We start from the raw sequence: 7,650 nt of genomic DNA on the forward strand, positions 1-7,650 counted from the left end.
TCACCATCCTCGCGCCAGAGCAGCGGGATCAGCCAAAGCAGCATGCCGATGAAGGGCAGCACGCGCGCGGCGTCGATCACCCTGCGGCGGCGGTAGGACTGCCGTTCGAGAAACACCGGAGGCTTGCCCCGGCGCGGCGGCCCGGCCTCTGTCATGAGGTCTCGGCCATCAGGGCGCGGACCTGCTCGAGCATCTCGGCGTTCGAGAACGGCTTGGTCATGAAGGCCGAGACCCCGGCGCGCTCGGCCATCTCGCGGTCGCGCGACTGGCCGCGGGCGGTCAGCATCAGAACCGGCAGATCGGCGGTGCCCGCCTCCTCGCGCAGCTCGCGCAGGATGTCGTAGCCGCTCTTGCCCGGCAGCATCACATCGAGAATCAGCAGATCCGGCGTGCTCGAGCGCAGCTTGTCATTGGCGGTGGTGCCATCCGAATGGGTATCCACCGTCAATCCTTCGCGCGACAGGATGAAGCTGATCGCCTCGATGATATTCGGTTCATCCTCGATCAGCATCACTCGTTTCGACATGACGTTCCCTTCCCCGCACCGGGCAGCCCGGCCCTCCCCGAGCCAAAACCGTCCTCCCCCTGTAAAAAACTTATCGCCAATGTGGCGGCGGGTGTCAAAAGATCAAAAGCCCTGCGCCAGACCGTCGCCCAGCAGCGACGGTTCGCGGCGGGCCGGACAGGCGGCACGCGGGCAGATGCGGCAGGTGATGCCCACGTCTTCCGGCGTCTCCGAGCTGCGCGGACCGGCGGGCGCGATCATCATATGCGCCTCGAACACCGGCTCGCGGTTGACCTGCGGCGGCCCCGAGGGCTGGGCAAAGGCCATCGCGGTGACCGCACCGCTCTGGCGACCGGCGGATTGCAGCACCCGGCTCAGCACTGACATCGGCCGGCTGAGCGCCGCGAAGAGCGGCCAGAGCGGACAGTCGGCGCCGAAACGGGGGATCGGGAAATCCGGCAGCGGTTTGCGGAAGGTGAACACGCCCGAGGCGTCGCAGATCGCCAGCCCGACACTGCCGCAGGGCGCATCGGGCGGCAGCGTCGCGAGCCGGCGCATGGCGCGCGCCGGATCGGTGCCGAAGCGCCGCGCCAGCGCCAGCGGGTCGGTGCCGGTCACCACCACCGCCTCAAGCACCTTGTCGAGCGGCATCACCGCCGCGTCCTCGGCGTAGCGCCGGAAGGCGCGGCGCAGCAGCGCCCGGGCGATCGGCGAGAGCTCGCGCCCGAGATCCTCGGCGACCGGCTCGGGGCCCTCGCCCGCGTCGAGCGCGGCGATATGGTACTGCGCCGCTTCGAACAGCGCGTCGACCTCTTCCTGCGGCGTGCCGCTTTCCGCCGCCGCCTTGCCCTCGGCCTCGAGATAGGAGGCGAGGCTGCGGCTGCTCTCGGCCAGTCGCGCGCTGTCCTCATAGATGTTGCGATGGAAGCGGCGCTGCCAGTCCGGGTCGATCTCGCCGGGCTCGGCCAGAATCGAGGCGGTGGAGCGGATCGAGGTCACGGTCGACAGCATCTCGTGCAGCGCGTCGGCAAGATGCGGGTCATGCGCCAGCCGGTCGGTCAGCGCCTCGACGCTGCGCTCCAGCGTCTCGATGCGCGCGCGGCTGTCGGCAAGCAGCCGCGCCCAGCCCGGAAACCGGCCCGCGAACTCGTCGAGCCGGTCAAGCTCGGCCCCGGTGTCGCCCTCGCGCAGCGCCGCCTCGCGCAGGGCGCCGATCAGCGTGGCCTCGGCGCCCTCGGTCAGCACCGACGGCTCGACGCCCAGAATGTCGGCGAGATCGAGCAGCAGTTTTCCGCCGATTCTGCGCCTGTTGTGCTCGATCAGGTTGAGATAGGAGGGCGAAATATCGACACGGCGGGCCAGTTCGGCCTGCTTCATCCCGAGGATGATCCGCCGTTCGCGGATACGGGAGCCGGTCAGCGTGTCGCGCGCCATAGAGCCTTTCCCTGTCCTTTCAACGCGTTTCTGCGTTGCAACATAAATTCATTTACAGAAGACTGTAGTATACTGTTCAGTCGTTGACAAAAAAATTGTTCCTCACAAGGCAGTTGTTGATCGGTTTACCCATACCGAGAAATACTGAATTTGCACTCAGGGGTGCACGCGCCGAGGGGAAGAGGAGCCCGTCCGCGCACTTTTACAAAATGGGAGGATTTTCATGTCCAAGACGACTCTGACTCGCCGTGGCGTGCTGAGAACGGGTGCCGTTGCCGGCGCCGGCGTCGCGCTGCCGACGATCTTTACGGCCTCGTCGGCCCGCGCCTTCACCAACGAGCCCACCGGCGGCTCGGTGACGCTGGGCTTCAACGTTCCGCAGACCGGCCCCTATGCCGATGAAGGCGCCGACGAGCTGCGCGCCTACGAGCTGGCGGTCGAGCACCTGAACGGCGGCGGCGACGGCGGCATGATGCAGACCTTCTCGTCGAAGGCGCTGGAAGGCTCGGGCATCCTCGGCAAGAAGGTCGAGTACGTCACCGGCGACACCCAGACCAAGTCGGACGCGGCGCGCGCCTCGGCCAAGTCGATGATCGAGAAGGACGGCGCCATCATGATCACCGGCGGCTCGTCCTCCGGCGTGGCCGTGGCCGTTCAGGGCCTCTGCCAGGAAGCGGGCGTGATCTTCATGGCCGGCCTGACGCACTCGAACGACACCACGGGCAAGGACAAGAAGGCCAACGGTTTCCGTCACTTCTTCAATGCCTACATGTCGGGCGCGGCGCTCGCGCCGGTGCTGGCCAAGGCCTATGGCGAAGACCGCAAGGCCTATCACCTGACCGCCGACTACACCTGGGGCTGGACCCAGGAAGAGTCGATCAAGGCCGCCACCGAGGCGCTTGGCTGGGAGACCGTCGAGGCGGTGAAGACCCCGCTCGCCCAGACCGACTTCTCGTCCTACATCGCGCCGGTTCTGAACTCGGGCGCCGACGTGCTGGTGCTCAACCACTACGGCGGCAACATGGTGAACTCGCTCACCAACGCGGTGCAGTTCGGGCTTCGCGAGAAGCAGGCCAACGGCAAGAACTTCGAGATCGTCGTGCCGCTGTTCTCGCGCCTGATGGCCCGCGGCGCCGGTGAGAACATCAAGGGCATCCTTGGCTCCACCAACTGGCACTGGTCGCTGCAGGACGAGGGCACCAAGGCCTTCGTGAAGTCCTTCGGCACCAAGTACGGCTTCCCGCCGAGCCAGGCCGCGCACACCTGCTACGTGCAGACCCTGCTCTATGCCGATGCCGTGCAGCGCGCGGGCTCGTTCGATCCCTGCGCCGTGGCCGAGGCCCTCGAGGGCTACGAGTTCGACGGTCTGGGCAACGGCCCGACCCTCTACCGCGCCGAAGACCACCAGTGCTTCAAGGATGTGCTCGTGGTGCGCGGCAAGGAGAACCCGACCTCGGAGTTCGACCTGCTCGAAGTGGTCGAGATCACCCCGCGCGGCCAGGTGGAATACGCGCCCGATCACCCGATGTTCGCGGGTGGCGCGCTCGGCTCCTGCAACCCGGGCGTCTGATCCAAAAAACAGAATACGCCTGCTGATCGCGTTGTCAGCGGCGTATCCCCAGCGTTCCCGGCTTTCCGCCGGGAGCGCACACCCATTCTTTGACCTCGAAGGCCACGGATCATGGACGCAATCATCCTTCAAATTCTGAACGGGCTCGACAAGGGCTCGGCCTATGCGCTGATCGCCCTTGGTCTGACGCTCATCTTCGGCACGCTTGGTGTGGTGAACTTCGCCCACGGCGCGCTGTTCATGATCGGCGCCTTCTGCGCCGTCACCCTCAACCGGCTGCTCACCCTCTCGCACCAGGTCGTCGACGAGACCCGCACCGACTTTCTCGGCAACCCGCTCAAGGTCGACGTTCCTTACGTTCAGGACATCTTCGGCGAGGTCACCGGGGCCGCGATCATCGACTGGTCGGTGCCGCTGGCGATCCTGTTCTCGATCCCGATCATGATCGGTTTCGGCGTGCTCATGGAGCGCGGCCTGATCAAGCATTTCTACAAGCGCCCGCACGCCGACCAGATCCTCGTGACCTTCGGCCTCGCGATCGTGCTGCAGGAGATCATCAAGCAGATCTTCGGCGCCAACCCGATCCCGACCCCGGCGCCCGACGTGTTCCGCGGCTCGTTCGATTTCGGCACCATGCTGGGCTTCGATCCCAACGTGATCATCTATCCGTACTGGCGCCTCGTCTATTTCGCCTTCGCGGCGATCATCATCGGCGCGGTCTTCGCCTTCCTGCAATTCACCACCTTCGGCATGGTGGTCCGGGCCGGCATGGCCGACCGCGAGACCGTGGGCCTTCTGGGCATCAACATCGACCGCCGCTTTACCATCATGTTCGGCCTCGCCGCCGCCGTGGCGGGCCTTGCGGGGGTGATGTACGCCCCGATCAACTCGCCAAACTACCACATGGGCATGGACTTTCTGGTACTGAGTTTCGTGGTTGTGGTCGTCGGCGGCATGGGCTCGCTTCCGGGCGCCGTGCTCGCCGGCTTCCTTCTCGGCATTCTCGAGAGCTTTGCGTCGATGAACGAGATCAAGTCGATCCTTCCCGGCATCGACCAGATCATCATCTATCTCGTCGCCATCATCATTCTGCTGACCCGTCCGAGGGGCCTTATGGGCCGCAAGGGCGTGATGGAGGACTGACCCATGTTCGGACTCGGCAAAAAAGACCTCACCCTGTTCCTGATCGTCGCGGTGATGGCGCTGTTCGCGCCCTTCATCCTGAACCCCTTCCCCACCGATAGCGGCATGGCGCAGTTCAACGCGGGCTATCCCGACCTGATGCAGCGCTTCGTGATCTTCGGCATCCTTGCGATCGGCTTCAACATCCTGTTCGGCCTGACCGGCTATCTCAGCTTCGGTCACGCCGCCTTCCTCGGCGTGGGCTCCTACGCGGCGGTGTGGATGTTCAAGCTGCTGAGCATGAACGTGCTCCCGGCCATCATCCTGTCGATGATCGTCTCGGGCCTGTTCGCGGTGGTGATCGGCTATGTCTCGCTGCGCCGCTCGGGGATCTACTTCTCGATCCTCACGCTGGCCTTCGCGCAGATGAGCTACAACCTCGCCTACTCGGTGCTCACCCCGATCACCAACGGCGAGACCGGCCTGCAGATCACCCTCGACGATCCGCGCATCCTCGGTGTCTCGGCAACCGCCGATGGCGGCATCCCGGTGACCAATCTCTTCGGGCTCGAGATGCGCAGCTTCGAGACCCTCAACATCGGCCCCTGGGCGTTCCAGTTCTCGGTCGGCTACTACGTCGCCGCGATCATCATGCTGATCTCGTTCTACGTCGCGATCCGGATCTTCCGCTCGCCCTTCGGGATGATGCTGCGCGCCATCAAGTCGAACCAGAACCGGCTTTACTACACCGGCCTCAACGCGCGGCCCTACACGCTCGCGGCCTTCGTGATCTCGGGCATGTATGCCGGGCTTGCCGGCGGCCTGCTGGCCTGCATGGACCCGCTCGCAGGCGCCGAGCGCATGCAGTGGACCGCCTCTGGCGAGGTCGTTCTGATGACCATCCTCGGCGGCGCCGGTACCCTGATCGGGCCGGTTCTGGGCGCGGGCTTCATCAAGTATTTCGAGAACATCTTCTCGAAGATCAACGACCAGGTCGTGCACGGCTGGGTCTCCTTCCTGCCCGACGGGCTGGAGAACTTCGTGGTCGCCATCATCCACCCCTTCGTGGGCAAGGGCTGGCACCTGACGCTGGGCCTGCTGTTCATGCTGATCGTGATCTTCCTGCCCGGTGGCCTGGTCGAAGGCGGACAGCGCATCTCGCGCCGCCTGCGCCGCAAACCGGCCGAGGACGACGCCAAATCGGCCAGCACCGAACCCGCTGAATAAGGAGAGCGAGAATGGGCATTCTTGAAGTCAAGGACGTCAACAAGCGCTTCGGCGGGCTGAAGGCGCTGTCCGAGGTCAACCTCTCGGTGGTCGAAAACACCGTGCACGCGATCATCGGCCCGAACGGCGCCGGCAAGTCGACGCTGCTCAACTGTCTCGTCGGCAAGCTGATCCCGGACACCGGCTCGGTGATGTTCGACGGCCAGTCGGTGCTGGGGCGGAAACCGTTCGAGATCAACCAGATGGGCATCAGCCGTGTGTTTCAGACGCCGGAAATCTTCGGCGACCTGACGGTGATGGAGAACATGATGATCCCGCTCTTCGCCAAGCGCGACGGGGTCTTCCGCCTGCACGCCATCGAGTCGGTCGAGAGCGAGTCCGAGCTGCGTGACCGCGCCGAGAAGATGCTCGACGACGTCAACATGCTCGACAAGCGCAACATGCACTCGGCCTCGATGTCGCGCGGCGACAAGCGGCGGCTCGAGATGGCGATGTGCCTGGTGCAGGAGCCGCGGCTGCTGCTCCTCGACGAGCCGACGGCTGGCATGGCGCGGGCCGACACCAACAACACCATCGACCTGCTGAAGGAGATCAAGGCGACCCGCGACATCACCATGTGCATTATCGAGCATGACATGCACGTGGTGTTCAGCCTCGCCGACCGGATCACCGTTCTGGCGCAGGGCACGCCCCTCGTCGAGGACGTGCCGGAGAAGATCAAGGGCCACCCCAAGGTGCAGGAAGCCTACCTGGGCGAGCACGCGTAAGGAGACCAGGGAATGAACGTCAGACCGGATTTTTCCAAGCACGGCAACAAGGCCGAAACCGCCCCGGCCTTCCTCTCCGTATGGGACATGCACTCCTATTACGGCGAGAGCTACATCGTGCAGGGCATCAACTTCAACGTCCACGAGGGCGAGATCCTCGCCCTTCTGGGCCGCAACGGCGCCGGCAAGACCACGACGCTGCGCTCCATCGCGCGGATGGACAGCCCGCAGGTGAACCACGGCGAGATCTGGCTCGACCACCAGCCGCTGCACACCATGACCTCGTATCAGGCCGCTGCCGCCGGGCTCGGCCTCGTGCCCGAGGATCGCTGCATCATCCCCGGCCTGACGGTCGAGGAGAACCTGCAGCTGGCGCAGATCGCGCCGCCGATCGGCTGGTCGCTCGAGCGTCTCTACGATCTCTTCCCGCGGCTCGGCGAGCGCCGCAAGCAGGAAGGGGTGACGCTTTCGGGCGGCGAGCAGCAGATGCTGGCCATCGCGCGCGCTTTGGCGCGCGATATCAAGGTGCTGCTGCTCGACGAACCCTACGAAGGTCTTGCCCCGGTCATCGTCGACGAGATCGAAAAGACCCTGCGCCACGTCAAGGAGCAGGGCATGACCACGATCCTCGTGGAGCAGAACGCGGTGCGCGCGCTGCAGCTCGCCGACCGGGCGATCATTCTCGACACCGGCTCGATCGTGTTCGACGGCACCGCGGCGGAGGTGCTCGAAAACGAGAGCCTGCGCGCCGAGTATCTCGCCATCTGAGTCACGATTTCAAAGACTTGCGCGCGGCGGGCTCGATCCGCCGCGCCGTTACCGCCTCTTTGGCCGGGTAACAAGTGCAAAATTTCAGCGCGGGTTGCTGAAACATTCCACCAAATGCCTATTGCCATCCCTCCCTTGGCGCGCTTCCCTTGCGCATCGAATTCCGAGGAGGAGGAGACCCCACATGTCCGCACCCTACCCGCCGTCATCCGACTTCGCGTCCAAGGCGCATGTCGACGCTGCGAAATACGACGAGA

The 7,650-nt window shown here is 65.0% G+C and carries 7 protein-coding genes; 5 read left to right on the forward strand and 2 right to left on the reverse strand.

Going from position 1 to position 7,650, the window contains the following annotated elements; genetic code table 11:
- Positions 1-151: 151 nt before the first annotated feature.
- Together AC6RA4_RS21155 and AC6RA4_RS21160 are read right to left on the reverse strand one after the other, a co-directional pair.
- On the reverse strand, positions 152-526 hold the full coding sequence (locus tag AC6RA4_RS21155) for a response regulator transcription factor (protein WP_500163699.1): 375 nt from the start codon (positions 524-526) through the stop codon (positions 152-154).
- 102 nt (positions 527-628) lie between these two features.
- On the reverse strand, positions 629-1,939 hold the full coding sequence (locus AC6RA4_RS21160; protein ID WP_500163701.1) for a helix-turn-helix domain-containing protein: 1,311 nt from the start codon (positions 1,937-1,939) through the stop codon (positions 629-631).
- Between the two features lie 223 nt (positions 1,940-2,162).
- On the opposite strand from AC6RA4_RS21160, the gene AC6RA4_RS21165 reads away from it, so the two are divergent.
- The 5 genes from AC6RA4_RS21165 (at position 2,163) to AC6RA4_RS21185 (ending at position 7,393) form a co-directional block, all read left to right on the forward strand.
- Entirely contained in the window at positions 2,163-3,509 is a 1,347-nt protein-coding gene (locus AC6RA4_RS21165; RefSeq protein ID WP_007797793.1) for a substrate-binding protein, read from the forward strand.
- Between the two features lie 111 nt (positions 3,510-3,620).
- Entirely contained in the window at positions 3,621-4,652 is a 1,032-nt protein-coding gene (locus AC6RA4_RS21170; protein ID WP_500163702.1) for a branched-chain amino acid ABC transporter permease, read from the forward strand.
- A gap of 3 nt (positions 4,653-4,655) precedes the next feature.
- Positions 4,656-5,858 (forward strand): branched-chain amino acid ABC transporter permease, encoded by a 1,203-nt coding sequence (locus tag AC6RA4_RS21175; protein WP_500163704.1) that lies wholly within the window; start codon positions 4,656-4,658, stop codon positions 5,856-5,858.
- Between the two features lie 11 nt (positions 5,859-5,869).
- On the forward strand, positions 5,870-6,625 hold the full coding sequence (locus AC6RA4_RS21180; protein WP_500163705.1) for an ABC transporter ATP-binding protein: 756 nt from the start codon (positions 5,870-5,872) through the stop codon (positions 6,623-6,625).
- 12 nt (positions 6,626-6,637) lie between these two features.
- Positions 6,638-7,393: an ABC transporter ATP-binding protein gene (locus AC6RA4_RS21185; protein WP_500163706.1), complete on the forward strand. Its 756-nt coding sequence runs from the start codon at positions 6,638-6,640 to the stop codon at positions 7,391-7,393.
- The last annotated feature ends 257 nt before the right edge of the window (positions 7,394-7,650 follow it).

The organism is Salipiger sp. (assembly GCF_059781815.1).